General features: G+C 44.6%; 16 protein-coding genes. 10 read left to right on the top strand and 6 right to left on the bottom strand.

Translation table 11 applies throughout. The features are described from left to right. Nucleotides 1-25: 25 nt before the first annotated feature. Nucleotides 26-652 carry a thioredoxin domain-containing protein gene (locus tag AC3CIA_RS22010; protein ID WP_237298189.1) on the bottom strand — a complete coding sequence of 209 codons (627 nt, stop codon included), beginning with the start codon at nt 650-652 and terminating at the stop codon, nt 26-28. 271 nt (nt 653-923) lie between these two features. On the opposite strand from AC3CIA_RS22010, the gene AC3CIA_RS22015 reads away from it, so the two are divergent. Further along, a complete protein-coding gene (locus tag AC3CIA_RS22015; RefSeq protein WP_029222001.1) occupies nt 924-1,559 on the top strand; it encodes an OmpA family protein in 636 nt (211 codons plus the stop codon). 112 nt (nt 1,560-1,671) lie between these two features. Here the strand turns inward: AC3CIA_RS22015 and AC3CIA_RS22020 are convergent, their stop codons facing one another. Further along, nucleotides 1,672-2,031 (bottom strand): glutaredoxin family protein, encoded by a 360-nt coding sequence (locus tag AC3CIA_RS22020; protein WP_004731371.1) that lies wholly within the window; start codon nt 2,029-2,031, stop codon nt 1,672-1,674. Nucleotides 2,032-2,120: 89 nt separating this feature from the next. Next, complete coding sequence (gene norR / locus AC3CIA_RS22025; RefSeq protein WP_237298188.1) at nt 2,121-3,713, bottom strand: nitric oxide reductase transcriptional regulator NorR; 1,593 nt, start codon at nt 3,711-3,713, stop codon at nt 2,121-2,123. A gap of 349 nt (nt 3,714-4,062) precedes the next feature. On the opposite strand from norR, the gene hmpA reads away from it, so the two are divergent. Beyond that, nucleotides 4,063-5,259, top strand: coding sequence for an NO-inducible flavohemoprotein (hmpA, locus tag AC3CIA_RS22030; RefSeq protein WP_473578326.1), 1,197 nt, complete (start codon nt 4,063-4,065; stop codon nt 5,257-5,259). A gap of 157 nt (nt 5,260-5,416) precedes the next feature. On the opposite strand, the gene AC3CIA_RS22035 is transcribed toward hmpA, so the two are convergent. Beyond that, a complete protein-coding gene (locus tag AC3CIA_RS22035) occupies nt 5,417-6,397 on the bottom strand; it encodes a TDT family transporter (protein ID WP_017078300.1) in 981 nt (326 codons plus the stop codon). 336 nt (nt 6,398-6,733) lie between these two features. After that, nucleotides 6,734-8,140, bottom strand: a complete 1,407-nt coding sequence (gene clcA, locus AC3CIA_RS22040) for a H(+)/Cl(-) exchange transporter ClcA (protein ID WP_488519072.1) — start codon at nt 8,138-8,140, stop codon at nt 6,734-6,736. 573 nt (nt 8,141-8,713) lie between these two features. Between clcA and AC3CIA_RS22045 the strand changes: the two genes are divergently transcribed. From AC3CIA_RS22045 to AC3CIA_RS22055, 3 genes are all read left to right on the top strand, one after another. Next, nucleotides 8,714-9,697, top strand: a complete 984-nt coding sequence (locus tag AC3CIA_RS22045) for a CobW family GTP-binding protein (RefSeq protein WP_488519073.1) — start codon at nt 8,714-8,716, stop codon at nt 9,695-9,697. 181 nt (nt 9,698-9,878) lie between these two features. Continuing rightward, nucleotides 9,879-11,165 carry a DEAD/DEAH box helicase gene (locus AC3CIA_RS22050; protein ID WP_488519074.1) on the top strand — a complete coding sequence of 429 codons (1,287 nt, stop codon included), beginning with the start codon at nt 9,879-9,881 and terminating at the stop codon, nt 11,163-11,165. Nucleotides 11,166-11,301: 136 nt separating this feature from the next. Then, on the top strand, nt 11,302-11,922 hold the full coding sequence (locus tag AC3CIA_RS22055) for a LysE family translocator (RefSeq protein WP_004731394.1): 621 nt from the start codon (nt 11,302-11,304) through the stop codon (nt 11,920-11,922). Between the two features lie 242 nt (nt 11,923-12,164). Here AC3CIA_RS22055 and AC3CIA_RS22060 read toward each other — a convergent pair whose 3' ends face one another. After that, a complete protein-coding gene (locus AC3CIA_RS22060) occupies nt 12,165-14,192 on the bottom strand; it encodes a PhoX family protein (RefSeq protein WP_488519075.1) in 2,028 nt (675 codons plus the stop codon). Nucleotides 14,193-14,446: 254 nt separating this feature from the next. Between AC3CIA_RS22060 and AC3CIA_RS22065 the strand changes: the two genes are divergently transcribed. The 5 genes from AC3CIA_RS22065 to AC3CIA_RS22085 all read left to right on the top strand — a co-directional run bounded on the left by AC3CIA_RS22065 (nt 14,447) and on the right by AC3CIA_RS22085 (nt 18,787). Further along, nucleotides 14,447-14,788 carry a YggL 50S ribosome-binding family protein gene (locus AC3CIA_RS22065; protein WP_004731398.1) on the top strand — a complete coding sequence of 114 codons (342 nt, stop codon included), beginning with the start codon at nt 14,447-14,449 and terminating at the stop codon, nt 14,786-14,788. A 371-nt stretch (nt 14,789-15,159) separates the two neighbouring features. Next, entirely contained in the window at nt 15,160-15,843 is a 684-nt protein-coding gene (locus AC3CIA_RS22070; protein WP_488519076.1) for a spondin domain-containing protein, read from the top strand. A gap of 9 nt (nt 15,844-15,852) precedes the next feature. Next, nucleotides 15,853-16,533: a spondin domain-containing protein gene (locus AC3CIA_RS22075; RefSeq protein ID WP_488519077.1), complete on the top strand. Its 681-nt coding sequence runs from the start codon at nt 15,853-15,855 to the stop codon at nt 16,531-16,533. A gap of 82 nt (nt 16,534-16,615) precedes the next feature. Continuing rightward, entirely contained in the window at nt 16,616-17,347 is a 732-nt protein-coding gene (locus AC3CIA_RS22080; RefSeq protein ID WP_488519078.1) for a response regulator transcription factor, read from the top strand. Nucleotides 17,348-17,413: 66 nt separating this feature from the next. Next, nucleotides 17,414-18,787, top strand: coding sequence for a sensor histidine kinase (locus tag AC3CIA_RS22085; protein WP_488519079.1), 1,374 nt, complete (start codon nt 17,414-17,416; stop codon nt 18,785-18,787). Nucleotides 18,788-18,874 lie beyond the last annotated feature (87 nt).

Below are 18,874 nucleotides of genomic sequence, written 5' to 3' on the forward strand. Positions count from 1 at the left end.
GTTAATCAATGGGCTAAAGCCGTGATTAGGGTTGAGTCAAAAGGTAGTTGATCGTTTTTGCGATGCCAGCAACATCTTGGTGACCTGCAGTGAGTACTTGGTATTTACCGTTGATGATAAATGTTGGTACTGAGTTGATTTGACCTTTTACTGAGATCTCTTCTGCTTTCTTAACGTAGTCAAATAGAGCAACTTGCTGTTCTTTATTCAGTTGGTATGGGCTAACCAAACCACGAGAAGTGAACGCTGTCTCTAGTGCTTGTTGACGCTGTTCTGGCGTTGCATCTGCACCCATTTGAACGGCACCAAATAGGTCGTCCATGAACGCGTGGTCAGGTGTCGCGTCAAGTTGCATCACTGCTGTGTAGTAGATCATTGCGCTGATTTGAGCACTTTCATTGAACGTTACGTGCATCTTGCCAATAGTTTGGCCTGTTAGCGACTCAATCTCTGGAATTGCACTTTCCATTTGACGACAGTGACCACAGTTTAAAGAGAAGATTTCAGTGATCGGAGACAGGTTAAATTCAGTTAGAGCAGTAGGAAGTGCTTCGTATTGAACGCCTTTCTGTGGCTCGTCTGTTTCACTACAACCCGCAATAATAAGTACGGCAGCGAGTGCTGTGATGAATTTAGTAAATGGTTTAAACATAATGTTTGCTCTAGCGTTGAGAAGTCGTGAGATTCTAACTATTTAGTACGAATTGGAAAACAATTATAAGGTAAATAAATGCAAACAGTTGGAACTAGCGGGTGATGACAGGCTAGTTGACGGTTAACTGTGATCAAAAGCACTTTTTTGGGATGTGCTTTCTTTTCGTATAAAGTTTTTGTCTAAAGTTTTTCCCTCGGTGCCGATATAGACATTAGTGAATGGTTTATCTGCATGAGTGGTTGGTGAAGTAATGAGATATTTAGCGATAATGTTAAGCATAGCTTTGGCAGGGTGTGAAACGACGTTACCAACGGGTATGTTAGGTGACGATCTGCTAGAAACTGCTCCGCAAACCGATTACGACCTTATGCATCCTGAATGGGGTGTGGTTCAAACGACATCTGTAGCGAGCAATCGCAGTTACTCAGTCCAGAACAGCACTCATCAACAAAAAACCATCACAACCAACTATGGACGTGGTGTCTCGACTAATGACCCACTGGAAGTTTTTTTAAGACAAAACCGTATCGACTTTGAAGTACTGCCGGGCAACCATGTGATGGTAAAGCTGGAACAGCACGTGAACTTTAAAACGGGTTCGGCATTCCCTGAGCCAGCCTACAATCAATGGCTGGATACTTTAGGCAGTTACCTTTCTCAACGCCAAGACATTGATGTGGTGATTGAGGGCCATACTGATAACACGGGCAGTGATCGTGTTAATGATCCGCTTTCTGAGCTACGTGCAAAAGAAGTGAAAGCGCGCTTGGAAAGTAACTATGTTTCGAGTCGTGCTATTTACACTCGCGGCTTTGGCGAATACGTACCTGCTTGTACTAACGCTTCTCCGCAAGGCAAGGCGTGTAATCGCCGTGTAGAATTGATGCTGATTGTGTCGAAGTAGTCATTTGAGCTTTCTTCCCTAAATTGAAAGCGACGAGTTCCAAATAATAGACATAAAAAATCCCTCATATTTGAGGGATTTTTTGTATCTGACTTTCGTTACGCAGGTTAGCTTATGCGAACTGCTTTTCTAAGTAAGTAACGATATCCGAAGATTCATACATCCACTCAGTTTTGCCGTCTTTTTCGATACGTAGGCAAGGCACTTTAACGCGACCGCCACCAGCTTCAAGCTCTGCACGGTGTTGATCATTGTTCTTTGCATCACGAAGTTCAAATTGAACCGATTGACGTTTCATCGCGCGGCGCACTTTTACACAAAATGGGCACGCTTCGAATTGGTATAACGTGTGCGTCTTTGCCTGCTCATTCACTTTGCTTTGCTCTTCTTGAGAACGCTTCACACCACGTGGGCTGAATACAAAATTCAATAACAAGATGACACGACCTAAGAACCAACGGATAAACTTCATAACTCTCTCTACATATTTAAAATTAGCGTTACAATTTGCAGCATTATATACACAAGTTTTGCTAGATGCTCGCAACAAACCGCTAATATCTATTTTGTCCGTTCGATCGTGTGAGACTTAGCCACATTTAGTCCTAAACGCTTAGACAGTCGAGTCAGATTTGCTCGGTCTGTTTTCAGAACTCGTCCTGCTTGCGCCCAGTTAAAGTTAGCATCTTCCAACACTTCAGTAATGATGCTGCGTTGAAAATCGTCCGTCGCGCCACGTAAACCAGCGGATAGGTCGATCGTTGGTGTCGATAATGGTGTGTTTTTTACCTGTGTCGTCGCAATCGGTTGATCTTGGTCGAGTGGACCACAATCTTCTTTAGTGATTGTAACGAGGTTTTTGTTAGTGCTGCGAGCCAATGCTTTCAGTGCTGAACGGCTGATAACGTGTTCAAGCTCACGAACGTTACCTGGCCAACCGTAACGGTTTAGGAATACCAGAACATCAGAACGGAACTTAACTTGGTTGATACCAAGCTTACGGCGCGCTTGTTCTAGGAAGAAACCAGCTAATAAGCTGATGTCGTCACCGCGCTCTTTCAATGCAGGTACCGCGATAGGGTACACACTAAGTCGGTGATACAAGTCGGCTCTGAATCGACCGTCTTCAACTTCTTGCTTTAAGTCTCGGTTGGTTGCAGCCAGAACACGAACATCAATGGTTTGGATGTTGTCTTGGCCTACAGGTTGGATTTCGTTGTTTTGCAGCGCACGCAGTAACTTACTTTGTGCTGCCAAAGGCAATTCACCAATTTCATCTAAGAACAGAGTGCCGCCGTCGGCTAGGGCAAACTTACCTAAGCGGTTTTTGTCTGCGCCAGTAAATGCGCCACGAACGTGACCAAATAGTTCACTCTCTACCAAGTTCTCAGGAATAGCAGCACAGTTCACGTAGACCAGCGGATTACGCTTACGTTGCGATTGGTGGTGCAGGGTACGAGCAACGAGCTCTTTACCAACACCAGTATCACCATGAATCAGAATATTAAACTCAGACGGTGCTACAACCGCGATGTCGTTCTTAAGCGCGACCATGGTGTCACTGTTACCAATTAACTCGCCGCCGTCACGTTCCCACGCTTCTACGTTCAACTCTTCCAGTAATTGCTTTGACTGTTTTGCTTGATGCTCAAGTTGCGAGAAAGTCATCGCCATCTGCATGGTTGAAGCCGCAATAGCAGCGAGAACTTCTAGGTTACGAGCAGGAATATTCGCAAAGACATCAGGTTTTAGGCTGTCTAGGGTTAGCACTCCTAACAATTTGTCACCAAACAGCAGAGGCAAACCCATGCAGGCATGCATTGGCAAATCGCCGTCGTGGTCTATCAGTAAGCCATCGAAAGGATCAGGCAATGAGCTATCAGCATCAAAACGAACAGGAGAGCGTGATGCGCAAATCGCATCAAAGCGAGGGTGTTCCGAAATGATAAAGCGGCGACCGAATGTATCTCGACTGAGCCCTTGCATTGCGATGGGTACTAGCGTGTCGCCTTGAAGGCTTAAAAGCGCGACGCAATCACACGTTATGGTTTTACGAATGGCATCGATTAGGCGATTAAAACGGTCTTGATCGTTCACACCGCTGGCTAAACCAATGGTCATTTCCATGAGAGTGGATGCTGAGATGTCTTGCATAAAGGGCTCATACTGTTTGTATTTTTATACATGGTAGAGTCTTTATGACACAAAAAAAAGGTCTTTTTGACTAAAGTTTGAAGTGAATTTTTGAAAGGATGCCAGACACAGCAAGCTTTCGCATGTTGGCACCGTTTGTGCAATGTGTCCATTACGTGTTGTCTATATGACTGAATAACCGACCTATAGTTGATTTGAATCAATTAATGCTCATTTATCAGTCCACGTGATTCTCATAAAAAATGCAGCCAGAGAGCTCATTGAGAATGAATTTGTATAAAGTCATCTTTAAATAAAACTAGTCAATCTGACTCAAGTGGTCAAAAGACTAAGTGTTCGGAGTAAATCAATGCTAAACAATCTACATATCAACATCATCAAATCGACGATTCCTCTTTTAGAAAGCGCAGGCCCTGCTTTAACTCAACACTTCTATCAACGTATGTTCACGCATAACCCTGAATTAAAAGATATCTTCAATATGACTCACCAAAGAACAGGTCGCCAAGGTGTGGCACTGTTTGAAGCTATCGCGGCTTATGCTAAAAATATTGAAAACCTAGCGGCGCTAACCACCGCGGTTGAACGTATTGCACAGAAACACACAAGCTTTAACATTCAACCAGAGCACTACCAAATTGTTGGTTTGCACCTGATTGAAACATTGCGTGAATTAGCTACTGAGGCATTTACTCCAGAAGTAGAAGAAGCATGGACTGCCGCTTACCTATTCTTAGCGCAAGTATTCATCGACCGTGAAGCTGAACTTTATCTACAGCGCAAGCAGGCTGTTGGCGGTTGGGAAGCAGCACGTGCGTTTGTAATCGCAGACAAGATCGAAGAGTCAGCACTCGTAACAAGCTTCATCTTACAGCCAAAAGATGGCGGTGAGGTTTTGGATTACACACCAGGTCAATACATCGGCATTGAAGTGAAACCTGAAGGCGCACAATACAGCGAAATTCGTCAGTATTCACTGTCAGACAAGCCGAACGGAAAATACTACCGTATCTCTGTGAAGCGTGAAGGCCAAGGTCAAGAAACGCAAGGTGTTGTTTCTAACCACATGCACGATACCGTTGCTATCGGCGATGAAGTTAGCCTATACGCACCAGCAGGTGACTTTATGTATCAAGAGCGCAGCAAGCCAGTAACGCTCATCTCTGCAGGTGTTGGTGTAACGCCAATGCAGTCTATGCTTGAGTTCCTAAACACGGAAGATAAAAACGAGCCAGTACTTTACCTTCACGCTTGTGAAAACGTAGGCCAACACTCTTTCACGACTCGTGTTAAAGATATTGTTGCTGACAAAGGTTGGGAAGCGAAAACGTGGTACATGAACAAAGACGAGTCTGCTTGTGAGAACACACATCAAGGTCAGATGGATCTAGCGTCTATCTCTGATACTCAAGGCTTTGAAGAGAGTGATTTCTATATCTGTGGCCCTGTTGGTTTCATGAAGAACATCGTAGAGCAGTTAGACGCACTTAAAGTAGATCGCTCACGCGTACACTACGAAGTATTTGGCCCTCACGCTAACTTCTAATAGCTCTCGCCAGTTCTATTAACACTCGCCTGAACTATTAACACCTTGCCTATTCAAAGGCCTCACATTGTGAGGCCTTTTTTTGTTTGGTTCTCGTGTCTGAAATATCGAATATTGGAGAATTCGGTCGAGCAAACTAAGCTCTTCTAGCTTCGGTCTAAGAACGTTTGACCTTTTTAGACATGTAGTCAGTATCAAAAAACTCCGGCCAATACATCTTCACGTAACCACCTGCAACCCAAATCACTAGGATAGTCGCGATGGTTAGCTCGAAGAAACCAAACTTGTGCAGCCAATACCATTGTGGGTATTCCGCGCCGAAAAACGTAGTTAGACGATGCATGGCAATAGCGCTGATCACGGAAGGGAAAGTGACGGCAGCAATCGAAGGTTGGAATTTCAGACGCATCAATCGTATGTAACACAAGTAGATCAGTAGCGTCATGGTAATGGCAATGCCAGCCAACGCGCCTGTTAGAATAGGGTCTGGGTTGTCGAAGTTAACCAAGTAAGCCGCTAAAGACAGGTTCACAGGTGCTGCCATGATGGCTAAGGTTGGTCTTGCTCGGCGTGGCAGGTTTCCTTCGAATACCAATCGGTACAACACCACTGGCAGCATTAGGAAATAGATACCGATACAAGTGGCCGCAAGTGTTTCTGAAAAAACGGTGTGCCCAAATTGTGAACCTGCTAAGGAACTGCTGATTAACCCCACCGGATACAGAAACCAACTCGGTACAATGTTCGACATTTTGAAGTTGATGATCTGGAAACTAAAGAACAACACCATCATGGTAAAATGTAATAACAACGCGCAGAACCAGACTGGGTAAGCAATGACTGGAGAGATTTCGGCTAAATAGTCGCATAGAATCAATAACGCCATGCTCATTGGTGCCATCAAGCTTCCACTAAGCGGATGACGAATGTCATTGATGAAAGTATTAAAGCTGGTGAGATAACGAAGTAAAACGGGTAGCAATAACAGTGCGCCAAATGCAGCAAGGTAAGGGCGAATGATCTCACCAACCCCAGGCAGATATAATGCCCAAGCTTGTCCTAGTCCAATAACACCAAGTGCCAAAGACGCCTGAGATGGCGGCACATTTTTTACTTGGGTTAACCTTCTCCAGTTCAACGTCTTTCTCCAACTAGTTATTTATAGAATGTGAGCTGTTTATATAATATGAGTCAATTATAGAATTTTTGCTCTAGAGTGAGCGCTCAGTTGTGTCCTCAATAGATGTTAAGGACACTCAAATAATTTTGAGTGGATGATAGCAAGTTTAACGTTTGCTTTTTTGATTTTGATACGAAATCGGGACATTAAGCACGAGGAAAGTGTGCTTTATTTTTTGAGTGATTTATAAATACCGAGCTGGGTTTGCTCATGTATCAATGGAACTTGACTGTATTAGTGGAACTTGACGAGTTACGTTTAAGTTCCACATTTGAACTACCGTTCTCAATGTCGTTAACGTACTTCCTCTTGCTGAGGGAGGTCTTGCTGTCTTAGTTTCTCGTTTTTGAGCGTACGGTTGAGTAATTGGCTATAAATTGGCTGACCTCCTAACATCTGAGCAATGATTACTGCGCCCAAGCAGGTGATGATCAACGGTAGGATGAGATAGTAGTTATTGGTCATTTCAATAACTAACAGTATGCCAGTGATAGGCGCTCGTACGGTGGCGGCAAATAATGCGCCCATGCCAGCAATCGCAAACATACCCGGCTCTATATTCAGTTCAGGGAAGAATGCCGCCGCGATAAGCCCAAACGCGTAACCAAAGAGCGTTCCTAGAGCAAGCATTGGTGCAAAGATACCACCCGGTGCACCAGAGCCGAAACAAAGTAGCGTGGTGAGCACGCGCCCTAAGAAGATTAACAGCAGCACGTTTGCGCTGTAGTTGCCATTAGTGATGTTCGGGATGATACCAATACCACCGCCAGTCAACTCAGGTATATAGAGCAGCAATAAGCCAAAGCAACCGCCCAGCAGGGAACCTGTCATTAAGTAGCGTTTACGGTCATTCTTGTGTATTGCCACAAACAGGTCTTGCGAGAGTGTAATCAGCTTATTGAAAATCACACCAAACAGGCCGAACAACACGCCTAACAACAAGAACAACCACAGAGCATCCAGTTCAGGCGGTTGGTATTGAGGCATTGTGATAACGGCAGACTGTCCGTTGATTGATCGAAAAACGATGTTGGCTGAAACCGCGGAGATGATGACGGCTTTAATTGATATGAGTGAGTAGCGAAACTGTGGTCTCATCTCCTCGACTACAAACATGATGCCAGCCAGTGGTGCATTGAATGCGGCGGCTAAACCACCTGCGGCACCCGAAGCTAATAGTGAGTGCCGAGTGTCGTCATCTTTGACCCGAAAGATATCGGTGACCATGCGACCAATACTGCCGCCCATTTGAACGGTTGGTCCTTCTCGACCTAAAACCATACCAGAACCTAATGCGCCCATACCGCCAAAGAATTTTACTGGCAATACTCTCCACCATCGAACAGGGCGCATACCGTCCATCGCCCCTTCAATTTCAGGGATGCCTGAGCCTGCAGCCTCTGGAGCAAAGCGATGAACGAGGAAGTAACCAATAAAGGCAAATGCAGCACTAATAAGGAAAGCGGCAAGCCAAAGGGGTAAATAGCTACCGATTTCATCTTTAAGCCAGTCGGTGCGAGTTTCTGTGATGAAATGAACCGCGACTTCGAAATAGGTACCCACCACACCAGCAAGTATACCTACAATACAAGAAAGAAAGAGAACGGAAGCGGGTGTCTTATCTCTTGAGAGAAATTGATTAATAGCATCCCTTGGCATTTTGGCTAATAAGGATTGCTTAATTTTCTCTCTTCTGGTCATTTAGATAAGGCTCCTGAATGGGTTAAGGCGGGTTTGTCGTAAATTATACGCGTCCTCTGCATATCCTATAGCAGCAAAGATGAAAAGTTGAATTTCATTTATGGAATGTGCGTGTTACATAAATGGAATCTATGGGCAATTGTGGAATCGCCGTCACAATTTTGATCGATTCTCTGGTGGTGGCTTGAATATTCCCAAAAATGAACCATAGTTAAATCGTAAAGCAACATAACGAACCGCAAGGAGAAGTGAGGTTTTACACACAATTTGGATGGATTCAGAAACAAAGTTTTAGTTCCTCGTTAAATGTTCAGGTCGATATTTAAGGCTTCCTGATTCGCGAACTCACGATTGAGTAACGAGGGTGAGGCGTACTGAGTAAGTACGCCTTTAGTTCGTCTGGAGCATCCAACTTTCGCATCTACTTATCTATTTGCCCTCTATTTATCTCTACTCTTATCTCTTCTGATTATATTTGCGCCATATCTCTATTAATGAATCTCAGTATAAACAATCGATTGGGGTCAACTTTTCGGTGATTGAGTATATACTCCCTGAAAAAGGAGAACTGATATGACCAAAAAAGTTCCTACAAACATAATTACGGGTTTTCTGGGTGTCGGTAAGACGACCGCTATTTTGAACCTACTAAAAAACAAACCTGAGAATGAAAACTGGGCTGTTCTGGTTAATGAGTTCGGAGAAATTGGCATCGATGGCGCATTGATGACGGATCAAGGTGCTTTGATTAAAGAAGTACCGGGTGGTTGCATGTGTTGTACAGCAGGTGTGCCTATGTCGGTGGGCATTAATGCTTTGCTGCGCCAAAAGCCAGACCGTTTATTGATTGAGCCAACTGGGCTTGGTCACCCTAAACAGGTTATTGCGACACTAACTTCAGATCAATACACACCTTATGTTGATTTAAAAGCGACGCTTGGCTTGGTGGACCCACGAAACTTATCCAATGAAAAGTACACGTTGAATCAGAATTTCAATGATCAACTGGACAGTGCAGATGTGATTCTTGGTACTAAGGTTGACCTTGTTCATTCTGAAGACATCGATGTGTTCAATGATTGGGTGACGGATCAAACGCCAGCCAAAGTCTTCCACAAGCTAATCCACGATGGTGAAGTGCCATTGGAAGTGTTGGATATTGAAAGAGTATATGGCAGTGCTTCCTCTCATATTGAATCGCACCATCACGATCACGCTGAACAAGAGCCTCAATTCCAACTTCCTCCCGGTGAAGCTTTCATCCGAAAGGAGAACAAAGGACAAGGCTACTTTAGTTGTGGTTGGCTATTTGGCGCAGAGCATAAATTTGATTTTGATGAGCTATTCTCTATGTTGTCGGATCTAACGGCTGAGCGTGTAAAAGCGGTGGTGAATACTGACCAAGGTTGTTACGCGTTTAACGTGGCGAATCAAGTCGTATCAGTGAATGAAATTTCCCTTGATGGCTTCGAATCTCGACTTGAAGTGATTGACTCACAACAGATGCCTTGGGCTGAGCTCGAACAGATCTTGCTTAAGCTGTGTGGTATCAAATAGCTCAATTATCCTGTTTGAAACGATGATTCTGGTGTTTGCTTCGCGGGTGGTGAAGTAAACACCAGATTAAATGAGAAAGTTTGCGTTATATCACGATAAATGTGAGATAAATCACTCTAATTACTTTATAGTGCTCGGCTGAAATAAGAATGTAGGCTGTCTGCTTAAGGAACCCGTAACAATGTCATTTTCTTCTCAAGGTTTTGCTCCTGAATTAGTCAAAGCGTTGACTGAGTGTGGTTATGAAAAACTCACTCCAATTCAACAAAAAGCGATTCCAATGGCTCGTAAAGGCCATGATATTTTTGCTACTGCTCAAACCGGTACGGGTAAAACAGCGGCATTCTCATTGCCTGTTATTCAGAGTCTTTTGAATAGCGGTAAAAAAGTATCTCGTGGTACGGCTCGTGGCCTAATTCTTGCACCAACTCGTGAGCTAGCTGCGCAGATCGCTCAAAACATTAAAGACTATGTTAAATACACTGAACTAAGCGTTTCTGCGGTTTACGGTGGTAACAAGATGTCTTCACAAGTTCGTCAACTAGAACTGGGTGTTGATATTTTGGTTGCAACACCAGGCCGTTTAGAAGAGCACTTAGAAGCGGGTAACGTGTCTATCGCAAACCTAGAGTTTCTAGTATTCGATGAAGCTGACCGTATCCTTGATATGGGCTTTATCAATGCCGTTCGTAAGATCATGTTGGATGTAGAAACATCGCCGCAAATCATGATGTTCTCGGCAACGACTTCTACTCAGTTAAACCAATTGTCTGTTGATATTTTACGTAAACCAAAACGTATTAGTGTTGAGCGTGAAAACTCAACGGCTGCTACTGTTGGTCACGTGGTTTACCCAGTAGATCAAGAGCGTAAAACAGAACTGCTTTCTGAGCTTATTGGCCGTAAAAACTGGCGCCAAGTTCTTGTATTCGTGAACTACAAAGAAACAGCGAATGATGTGGTAAAAGAGCTTAAGCTAGACGGCATTAAAGCGGTACTTTGTCACGGTGATAAAGCGCAAAGCGCTCGTCGTCGTGCTCTGGATGACTTTAAAGAAGGCAGAGCGCGCGTAATGGTAGCAACCGACGTTGCGGCTCGTGGTCTTGATATCGAAGACTTACCACACGTAATTAACTACGATATGCCTTTCCTAGCGGAAGATTACGTTCACCGTATTGGCCGTACAGGTCGTGCTGGTAAACAAGGTCACGCGATTTCTTTCGTTAACCGCGAAGAAGAGCTGACTGTTGTTCAAGTTGAAACACTGATTCAACAACGTATTCGCCGTGTCGAACAACCAGGTTATGAACCGAAGAAACGTGATGCTTACATCGAGAAGTTGAACACAAAATCGGCTTACAAAAACCGTCAGGGTCGCAAGAACAATGCGAGCGAAGAGCCTCAAGATCAAGCAAGCGCTGAACGTCGTTTGACTATGATGAAGCGAATTAAAAACCGTCGTAAGTAAAATTACGGTTGGTAATGAAAAAGAGCCACTGTATTGTGGCTCTTTTTCGTTGTGTCGCTAAATACAAGGTCACTCCTTACAAAGACAGCTCAACGAGCTAAACACTCAAATAAAAATAAGTCGATAAGGTAATAATATGGACAGCGCGCTACTTTGGGCTTTTATTCCCACTTTTTTCTTTGTGTCAATCACGCCCGGCATGTGTATGACTTTGGCGTTGACGCTAGGAATGAGTGTTGGATACAAGCGTACATTATGGATGATGATCGGTGAATTGGCTGGTGTTGCGGTGGTTTCCATTGCTGCGGTATTGGGTATTGCATCTATTATGTTGAACTACCCGTGGCTATTTACGGGCTTCAAATTTGTTGGTGCAGCTTACTTGTTCTATCTAGGCGTTCAGATGTGGCGTTCAAGAGGCAAATTGGCGATCAGTACTGACAACCAAACAACTAAAGTCAGTAATGATTGGGATTTGGTGGTGCAAGGCTTTGTAACGGCAATCGCGAATCCTAAAGGCTGGGCATTCATGATTTCGTTATTGCCTCCTTTCATTAACAGTAATAAAGACTTAGCCCCGCAATTGTTGATTTTAGTGTCTATTATTCTGGTTTCTGAATTTGTCTGCATGACCTTGTACGCGACAGGCGGAAAGAGCTTAAAACATATGCTGGGTAAAGCCGATAACGTCAAGTTGATGAACCGTATCGCAGGTACGCTGATGATGGGCGTTGGTGTGTGGTTGTTCGTTAGCTAATTCTGAGCTGCGATAACGGGTACAGCTCCTCGGGTCAGTCATTCCTCCTTCTCGAGGATGACGAGTACTTGGGCTGATGAGGAGTTTTGAAAGCTCGGACTCTTACTTAAACCGAAGAATGAATAGAATATAAAAAGAGCGATAGGGTATTTAACCTTATCGCTCTTTTTCGTTGTAACGTATTTAGAGTGAGCCGTTTTTAGTCACTATAGATATCAAAGAGACCAGCTTTAGTTCCCTGATTAAACGGCAATTTCACCGCCGTCTTCACGACGAATCACAACCGTAGATGCTCTTGGGCGAACATTGCCTTGAGTTTGAGCCGTCGCATCGTCTGACGATGGCCAGTTTGCAGGGTGTTGAATATTTACAAACAGTGATTTGAAATCTGGGCTAATGGTAAAGCCAGTTACTTCACAACCGTTAGGACCAACAAAGAAGCGTTTAAGCTGTGCTTGGTTGTTTGCATCAATCACCGCGCTGTTGCCGTTGTCATCAGTTAACTGAGATGGAACCACTGCCAGCATTTGGTCATTGGTGTAACCCGTTACTTCATCTGCGCCGTTATCTGTCTGAATCCACAAGATGCCACGAGCATCAAACGCTAAGCCGTCAGGGCTCGCGAATTGGTTCATGTCTGTTAGACCAGAGCGGTTAATAGACTTGTCTTCCACAGCTGGAGAGCCAAATACGAAGATATCCCAATCGAACTCGCCTGCTGTTTTGCCTTCATCCCAACGGATAACATGACCAAATTTGTTGTTTACGCGAGGGTTCGCTGAGTTCGCTTCTTTACGCTTGTTGTTATTAGTCAGCGTTAGGTAAGCGGTACCTGTCATCGGGTCAACAGAGCACCATTCAGGGCGATCCATTGGCGTTGCACCAACAAGGTCGGCTGCGCCTGCTGTATTGATGATAAGCGCTGCTTGAGAGTCAAATGCATCACCTAGCTTGCCGCCGTTCGTAGTCTTGCTGCTCAGAGTCAGTGGTAGCCAAGTACCTGAACCGTCATCATTGAACTTAGCCACATACAATGTGCCTTTGTCCATGTACTTGTCACCCGCACTTAGGCGATTGCTTGGATCTGCGTCACGTGGGTCCCATTTCTCTTCAGAAACGAATTTGTAGAGGTATTCAAAGCGAGAATCGTGACCAGAGTAGAATACGATTGGCTCGCCTTCGGTCAACTTACCAAACGTACAGCCTTCATGGCGGAAACAACCCAGTGCAGAACGTTTCTTAGCGCGAGAGTTTGCTGTGTATGGGTCGATTTCAACAATGTAGCCGTGACCGTGTGCTTCGTTACGGTAATCGTCCATTGCTGACTCACCTGTTGGTGTTACGTCAAAGCGTGCAAATTCGTCTAAGCGTTCTTGTTTGTTACCTGAAAGCGTATCCCAACCGTAACGTGTTTTGTCGGTTGCGATACCAATACGTTCTTGCGCTGGCGTTGTCTCGCCTTTGTTAACGAAATAACCCGGCCAGTTTTCTTCACACGTTAGGTAAGTGCCCCATGGCGTGTAGCCATTACCACAGTTGTTCAGCGTGCCGCGAGCCTGGCTGCCGTCTTGTGAGAACTTGGTTTTGGTAAATTCACTGTGAGCAACAGGACCAGACAGATCCATTACTGTTGCGCCTGTGTAGCGGCGGTTCAGTGGATCGTTATCAACCATCACCCATTGGTTGCCTTCCAGTTTCACTCGAACAACACTCACGCCGTGCGCGTTGATCTCTTTACGTACTTCATCAAGGCTAGGGCGAGCGCCTTCGTTGTATGTTGGGCCGTTGGCGTGCAGCGCTTTTTGGTCGATGTATTCGTGGTTGATCACCAATAAGCCATCATTGCTGTTGCCATTAAGCGGGAAGAAGTGCATGCCATCGTGATGCATGCCTAATGCGTTGGCTTGATCTTGTGCGTTGTTGGTGCCGTCTTTTAACCAAGCCTTGCCTTGCTTGTTAAGTGGAGTACCCCAAGGAACTAATACCTGTGCTGTATAGCCTTTTGGTACAACGACACTGTCTGTCAATGATCCTTTAACCGATTCGAATGCAAGTGTTGCAGTGCTTTTTTGGGCGCCCGTTGCTTGCATTGTCGTAGCGTTAGCCGTGCTGTGGCCTGCTAAACCAAACGCGCCAAAGGCGGTCATTGCACTGATGCCTAAACCGCCTTTCAGAACGTTTCTTCTTGAAAGGTTCGCATCTAGAACTTCTTCGAAAGGCTTGTTGTTGCTCTTGTTAAAACGAGTGCTATCAAATGTTTCCTTGCTCATCGGGACTGCTTCCTGTTGGCTGACTTTATTATTCGTTATTTATGACTTACCCACTTACTAATGAATTGGTTAATAACTTGGGCTGATGTGTGAGCAATCGTGAAGCAGTTAAGTGACAGATTTTTATAGTTTTGATTAAGGTTTTGTTTCTGTAGCACGATTTTTGCTGCTAACCCTCTCGTGCAATACAAAACTCTTGGGAATTAACGGAGAACTGTGTATAAATGCTTTATCAAACGAAAAGAGAGACAGTTATGAAATTAGATAAAATCGAAAACAAAAATCGCCGCCTACGCAAGAAGTTATACCTAGGTGAATTCGCTATTCTAGGTTTTGAGGTAAGCTGCACGACTTCGATTGCTGATTTTGACCAATACGATGTGTTCATCGATGAATTTATCGATTTTATAGACAGCATCGGCCTGTGCTTTGGTGGCGGTGGTTTAGAGCTCTTCGAAGGTTTCTTATGTTCTATTGAGCGCTACCGTTCAGTGACAGAAGCTGAGCAACTGCAAGTTGCACAATGGCTTGAAGCTCGCGCAGAAGTAAGCAAAGTTGAAGTAAGCGAACTTGTTGACGCAAACTACGCATTCTAAATAGGTGGTGCTAGCTCAGTTGAAGGCGAATAGAGCTTTCCTGAGATAACTTTGCCCATCAGATGAAAGGCCTAGTCGATATATCGATTGGGCCTTTTTACGTTTGGTTAGCGCTGTTATTCATCCATGTATTCTTCTATATATCTCTCTTCTAGAACGAGAGTTCTATTTAAATATCAGCTTCTTATGCCTAATTCTCTGGATAATAATAAATTTGTGAGACTTTTATGATAATTCAAGGAAGTTGCTGATAGATTTGATCGCCATTCTTAGAGTCAACAACACCACAGTTCGTTCTGGCAAATGTAACGGTATATTGCTGTTATTAGTTTTGTTGGCAACGATAGGACTCGATAAAGGATGGAATCAAAATGAACAAACGTACTCAAATCAGCTTAGTGATTAGCTCGGCTATGTTGGCCTTCGGAGCGGCTCAGGTTCAGGCTGCAGAGCTTGAGGTGACCGTTACCAACGCAACGAAAGGGATCTACTTTACGCCTATCTTGGCAGCCGCTCATGACTCCAGCTTGTTCATGTTTAGAACGGGTGAGAGTGCTTCTGCGGAATTAGAATCGATGGCCGAAGGTGGTGATATTTCAGGTCTATCGAGTTTGATTGCTAACGCGGGTGGTGTGGTGGTAGAAAACCCAGCTAGCGGAATTCTTAACCCGGGCGTCGCAACTACGTTTGATATCGACACTGGTGATTTAGCTTACTTGTCATTGGGTGCAATGCTGCTGCCAACCAACGACGGTTTTGTTGGCTTAGACAGTTGGAAAATCCCAACTCAAGCGGGCACCTATAAAGCGACCCTCAATGGTTATGACGCAGGCACAGAAGCCAATGATGAGCTAGCGGGCAGCATGCCAAACCCGCCATTTATTACCTTTGGTGCTGGTGGTACCGGAGTTGAAACTGCAGTGTCAAACGCTAAGGTTCATATTCATCCGGGTAACATTGGTGATAGTTATGCGGCGGGCGGCATCAGTGACCTCGATAGCAGCAGCCATCGTTGGTTAAACCCTGTTGCAACTATCACCATTGTTGTGAAGTAAGGGGGATGTATGAAAGCTAGAATTCTATTTATTGCTGCATCAGTAGCTGTGTTAGCAGGTTGTCCAGACGATGACGATGATTATTATCGTTACGATGTCAGTGTTGCTAACCTAACGCCCAATCAACCTATGTCGCCCCTCGCGGTATTGACTCACAATAATAGCTTCAATCTGTTTGAAGTCGGGCAAAGTGCCTCTGTCGATCTGGAATACTTGGCGGAAGGAGGCAGTAATGCACAATTGCTTGCGCTCAGTGACAGTGACGTCAATGTTTATCAAGGCATCTCAGGCAATGGGCTGATTCTTTCAGGTGAGCAAGACACGGTGTCTATTCGTGTTGACCCAAATCAAGAAGGGTATATCTCAGTTGCTTCCATGTTGGTGAATACCAATGATGCGTTTGTTGGTGAATCCGGTTTGTCGCTTAAGTCATTAGCCGTGGGTGATAACTTTGTGATGAACATGAATGTTTGGGATTCAGGAACGGAATTGAACGACGAGCTTGCTGCAACGATTCCGGGACCTGCGGGCGGTGGTGAGGGTTTTAATACCACACGAGACGACACGGATGTAGTGAGTTTCCACTCTGGTGTAATCAGCCAAGATGACGGCCTTACGACGTCTGCTTTAAGTGCTAACCATCGTTTCCTCAACCCAGGAGCAAGAATCACCATTACTCGAACTGAATAATAGGGTTGAAAGCACGATGAAAGAATTCTTGCTCTGTTCCGGTCAATTGAAAGGTAGGCAGACTCCGAATAGAGCAGGGATCATGAATAGTGCTGCGGTAAATTTGATGGCAAACATATTGCTGGTTGAAGACGATGATGACTTAGCTGAACTGGTGCAGATGCATCTTAAGTTCCAAGGCCATGACGTAATAAGAACTAATGTGATTGAAAAGGCTCAGGCGCTCTATAAAGATGGCCATTTCGATTTGATCGTACTGGATCGTGGCTTGCCTGACGGAGATGGACTCGATTTTTGTCGAATGTTACGTCAGCAAGAAGATTGGACGCCGGTACTCATGCTAACCGCAAGGGATGCTGAGCTAGATAAGGTGTCAGGTTTAGAAGCCGGTGTTGATGACTACATAACGAAACCTTTCAGCGTTCTCGAGTTTCAAGCAAGAGTGAGGAACGTACTTCGCCGTTTAAGCCATGTTGAATCAGTCACTCAAGAGGCTATGACAACAGAATCGATTATGAATTTTGGTGGACTCACTATCCAACCTGAACGCCATCAGGTTTCACTCAATAACCGAGATGTACCGCTTACTGCTACCGAGTTTACCTTACTTCACTTCTTAGCAACCCGCCCGGGGCGTGTGTATAGCAAAGACGAGCTGCTCGATCATGTTTGGAATACTCATCACTCTGGCTATCACCATACTGTGTGTAGCACGGTCAACCGTCTAAGAAGCAAGCTTGCGATGCCCAATAGTGATGATGATTTCATTAAAACCGTTTGGGGTGTTGGCTATAAGTTTGAGTCGAAAGTTTAGGTCTATGTGTCGCGCCCTAAGTTTACTAAAAAGCCAGTAAGACCTACGAGCCATCGAGGAGAGAACATGAGTTTCAAATCGCGTTTAGTGCTGTTCACAAGTTTGTGGTTTTTGCTCGTGAGTGTGGTGATAGCTTACACTTATCATTGGCAAAAAGAGACCATAGAACAAAGAACTAAGCAGAGCTTACATAAAGAGCTCGCGGTTCATATGCGCGATGATAATCCTCTCATGATTGGTACCGACTACAACCCCAAAGCACTCAAATCTATATTCCATACCTTGATGTTGATAGGGCCTGATTTTGATATCTATTTTCTGGATAGTCAGGGCAATATCACCACCAATGCAGCACCTGAAGGCACTGTGTTAGCCAATCAGATAGATCTAGCGCCCATTCAACAGTTCTTAAATGACGAGCCTTATCCTATTTTGGGCGAAGACCCGATCAACCCAGGCTCTCCTAAAGTATTTTCTGTGGCGGCGATTGAAGAGCTAGGGTCGACGGTGGGTTATTTGTATGTGGTGATAGGAAGTAATCGCCATACTGTGATCACCAACTCTCAGGTTGATACACCATACATCGCACTTGTAGGGCTTGTGCTGGTTTCTATTTTTGGCTTTGCGATTGGAGCTTATCTGCTAGTGAAACGCAGTCTGTTGAACCCAATAGAGGCGGTAACCAATAAATTGCAGCAACAAGCTGAGCAAGATTTTAGATTGGAACCTAACTTTGTCCATCAAGTGCCAGAATTGGTGCCCATTGCACGTTCTTATCAATTGATGGCGAAACACATCCAACAACAGTTTTTGCAGTTTGAGTATCAGTCATCACACCGAAGACAAAGCTTATTACAGCTCAGTCATGATTTGAAAACGCCATTATCGAGTGTTCTTGGCTACCTAGAAACGTGGAAGATTCAAAATCCGAAGTCAGACCCGTTGATTGACGTCGCTTACCGCAATGGCAACAAGTTGTCTGAACAGCTCCATTCACTACTCGATAGCGCCAAAAATGATAATCCTGTGCCTAAGTATCAATACGCTTCAATCGATTTTAATGTGTTGATGAACGAATGCTTAGAAACGATACAAAGCCAGTATCGCCATAAGAATGTTGAGTTGAACGTCAATATACCTATTGGAATCAAGGCTGTGGGTGACGGTGATTTACTTGAGAGGCTGATCTTGAATCTGCTAGATAATGCGTTGAGGCATAGCCCGAGTGGAACAATGGTGTCGTTAGATGTAGGTTTAGAATCGGATTCAAAACGGGTGAAGGTCGTTATCCATAATGAAGTTGAACGAGAGGCCCCTAATGGTTCGTTAGGTATTGGCACCAAAATCGCTCAGTCGATACTGATGTTGCATCATAGTGTTTTAGAAACAACAAAAGCAGAAAACTCATTTCAGCAAAGTTTCTATTTGCCTTCGGTATAGCCCTGTCTGCCTTCGATTTAGTTCCAATGTCTTTCGATATCGTTTTGCTTGCCGCCGTTCTAGGGGATAGGCGAGTTGTTCCTTGAG

It is taken from the genome of Vibrio sp. QJM3NY_27 (genome assembly GCF_057785955.1).

Bases quoted from the DNA above. Each gene is read 5' to 3' on its own strand.
- AC3CIA_RS22010 (WP_237298189.1), bottom strand. From the start codon at position 652: ATGTTTAAACCATTTACTAAATTCATCACAGCACTCGCTGCCGTACTT.
- AC3CIA_RS22015 (WP_029222001.1), top strand. From the start codon at position 924: ATGTTAAGCATAGCTTTGGCAGGGTGTGAAACGACGTTACCAACGGGT.
- AC3CIA_RS22020 (WP_004731371.1), bottom strand. From the start codon at position 2,031: ATGAAGTTTATCCGTTGGTTCTTAGGTCGTGTCATCTTGTTATTGAAT.
- norR (WP_237298188.1), bottom strand. From the start codon at position 3,713: ATGCAAGACATCTCAGCATCCACTCTCATGGAAATGACCATTGGTTTA.
- hmpA (WP_473578326.1), top strand. From the start codon at position 4,063: ATGCTAAACAATCTACATATCAACATCATCAAATCGACGATTCCTCTT.
- clcA (WP_488519072.1), bottom strand. From the start codon at position 8,140: ATGACCAGAAGAGAGAAAATTAAGCAATCCTTATTAGCCAAAATGCCA.
- AC3CIA_RS22045 (WP_488519073.1), top strand. From the start codon at position 8,714: ATGACCAAAAAAGTTCCTACAAACATAATTACGGGTTTTCTGGGTGTC.
- AC3CIA_RS22050 (WP_488519074.1), top strand. From the start codon at position 9,879: ATGTCATTTTCTTCTCAAGGTTTTGCTCCTGAATTAGTCAAAGCGTTG.
- AC3CIA_RS22055 (WP_004731394.1), top strand. From the start codon at position 11,302: ATGGACAGCGCGCTACTTTGGGCTTTTATTCCCACTTTTTTCTTTGTG.
- AC3CIA_RS22060 (WP_488519075.1), bottom strand. From the start codon at position 14,192: ATGAGCAAGGAAACATTTGATAGCACTCGTTTTAACAAGAGCAACAAC.
- AC3CIA_RS22065 (WP_004731398.1), top strand. From the start codon at position 14,447: ATGAAATTAGATAAAATCGAAAACAAAAATCGCCGCCTACGCAAGAAG.
- AC3CIA_RS22070 (WP_488519076.1), top strand. From the start codon at position 15,160: ATGAACAAACGTACTCAAATCAGCTTAGTGATTAGCTCGGCTATGTTG.
- AC3CIA_RS22075 (WP_488519077.1), top strand. From the start codon at position 15,853: ATGAAAGCTAGAATTCTATTTATTGCTGCATCAGTAGCTGTGTTAGCA.
- AC3CIA_RS22080 (WP_488519078.1), top strand. From the start codon at position 16,616: ATGAATAGTGCTGCGGTAAATTTGATGGCAAACATATTGCTGGTTGAA.
- AC3CIA_RS22085 (WP_488519079.1), top strand. From the start codon at position 17,414: ATGAGTTTCAAATCGCGTTTAGTGCTGTTCACAAGTTTGTGGTTTTTG.